2 protein-coding genes are annotated in these 2017 nt (G+C 28.6%); one reads left to right on the top strand and one right to left on the bottom strand.

All coding sequences use genetic code 11. The features are described from left to right. Window positions 1-452 (top strand): hypothetical protein (locus tag NSA58_RS19590; RefSeq protein WP_257560887.1); only part of this gene is annotated, 452 nt, incomplete at its 5' end. 134 nt (window positions 453-586) lie between these two features. Here NSA58_RS19590 and NSA58_RS19595 read toward each other — a convergent pair. Then, a complete protein-coding gene (locus NSA58_RS19595; protein WP_039679597.1) occupies window positions 587-1951 on the bottom strand; it encodes an MATE family efflux transporter in 1365 nt (454 codons plus the stop codon). Window positions 1952-2017 lie beyond the last annotated feature (66 nt).

A 2017-nucleotide genomic window follows, 5' to 3' on the forward strand; every position in this document is an offset into this window, starting at 1 on the left:
AATTAAAAATTGGAGATGATATTATGGAATTATTTACACCTAGATGTAATAAAAGAAGTTTACTACTTATAGCAGGATTAGTTTGGATATTTGCCGGTGGTATGGTATCAAAACTTGGGCTTGATGTATTATTTACTTCATCAATACATCCATTTATTTCGCTAGCAGTTGCTGTTATAACTTTTTATGTATTTTTTAATTTTATTTTCATAAAATTAGTAAAAAAACACAAAAATAGAATTTCTGCAAAAGAACAAGATAAATTATGTTTATTTTCATTCTTTGATGTGAAAAGTTATGTAATAATGATATTTATGATGGGTCTTGGTATTACTATTAGATCTATTCACTTTATAAATCCCCTTTGCTGGGCTTCCGTATATATAGGAATAGGCCTTGCTTTACTTAGTGCAGGTATTGCCTTTGTTGTAGAGTGGAAAAACTGGAATTAATTAGCTTACTTTATTTAAATTAACATATAAAACAGGGGCGTATCATTTTTGATACACCCCTGTTTTATATATTATCTCTTCTCATAAACATATCTATAAATATCATCTTCATCAACTAAATATATTTTTGAAAATTAACTGACACTTACTTTTCTTTTAAATGCAAATGCATTGTCATATAAATAGGCCTTTTTATACTTATACATAAAGGTTAAAGAAACTATCATAGTAGAAACTTCTGCAAAAGGGACTACTAACCAAACTCCATTTACACCCATAATTCTAGGTAATATAAATATACCCATTAAGAAAAATACAAAGGTTCTCATAAGAGAAAGAATAGCTGATATTTTCCCATTTGAAAAAGCAGTAAACATCCCTGAACCAAATATATTAATACCTGCTACTAAGAAAGCCATCGAGAAAATCATAAATCCATTATGGCTTATATCAAATAATGAACTTCCTTTTTCAGCAAATAATGATATTAATATTTCTGACATGGCCCTAGACATAAAAAATGTTACTATACCAAATACACAAATTATTATAAGGCTGTACTTAAACAAGTTTTCCACCTGTTTTTCATCTTGCCTTCCATAATTATAACTTATTCTAGGTGACACTCCAGAAGTAAATCCTAAATAAGCTGCATTTAATAAAAATTGTATATACAACATTATAGTAATTGCTGCTACTCCGTCTTCTCCTAGAAATTTAATCATTACAATATTGAATAAAAAAGTTGTAAGTGCAGATGATATTTGCGTTACCATTTCTGACATTCCATTTGAGCAACTTCTTAAAATAACTTTCATATTTAATTTAGGCTTCACAAAGTGTAGTAAGTTCTTTTTGTTGAAGAAATAAATTATACCTACTAAGCTTGGTACAACATATCCTATACACGTGGCTAAGGCAGCACCTCTAACACCCATATTAAATTCAACAATAAACACATAATCTAAAACTATATTTAAAATACCACCAGCAACTGAACTTAAAAGCCCTAAGTTTGCTACACCTGCAGTTACTAAAAAGTAATCGAAATAAAGTTTTAGTATTATAAATGGTGTGAAAATTATCATAAAGAATAGATATTCTTTACAATTATAATATAATGACTCAGTTGAGCCTAGTGCATATATTATATCCTTCATAAAAATAATACATATGATTTCAACAACAACTCCAACTATAATAGCACTTATTGTAATAAGAGTGAAGTACTCTCTTGCATCTTCATTTTTATTTTCACCCATGGTTTTCGCCACTATAGCACTACCTCCTGTGGCAAACATAACCCCGATTCCTATTAATATATTTATTACAGGATAAACAATATTTGTGGCAGAAAGTGCATTTGCTCCAACAAATTTAGATATAAACATTCCATCTACTATAGTGTATAGTGAAAAAAACATCATCATCACCACAGTAGGTAAGGTATATTTTATTAAAGAAGTCAGAGTGACTTTCTTTTCTAATGAATTTTCCATAAAAGTCTCCTTTCAAAACAATTTAACTTATTCTATAATAAACTATCCTGCTAATGGATAGTCAAT

The sequence above is a fragment of the Terrisporobacter muris genome (assembly GCF_024621905.1).
GTDB classification, from domain to species: Bacteria; Bacillota; Clostridia; order Peptostreptococcales; family Peptostreptococcaceae; genus Terrisporobacter; species Terrisporobacter muris.

Excerpts from the sequence above, each read along its gene's own strand:
- NSA58_RS19595 (WP_039679597.1), bottom strand. The coding sequence starts at position 1,951 with ATGGAAAATTCATTAGAAAAGAAAGTCACTCTGACTTCTTTAATAAAA.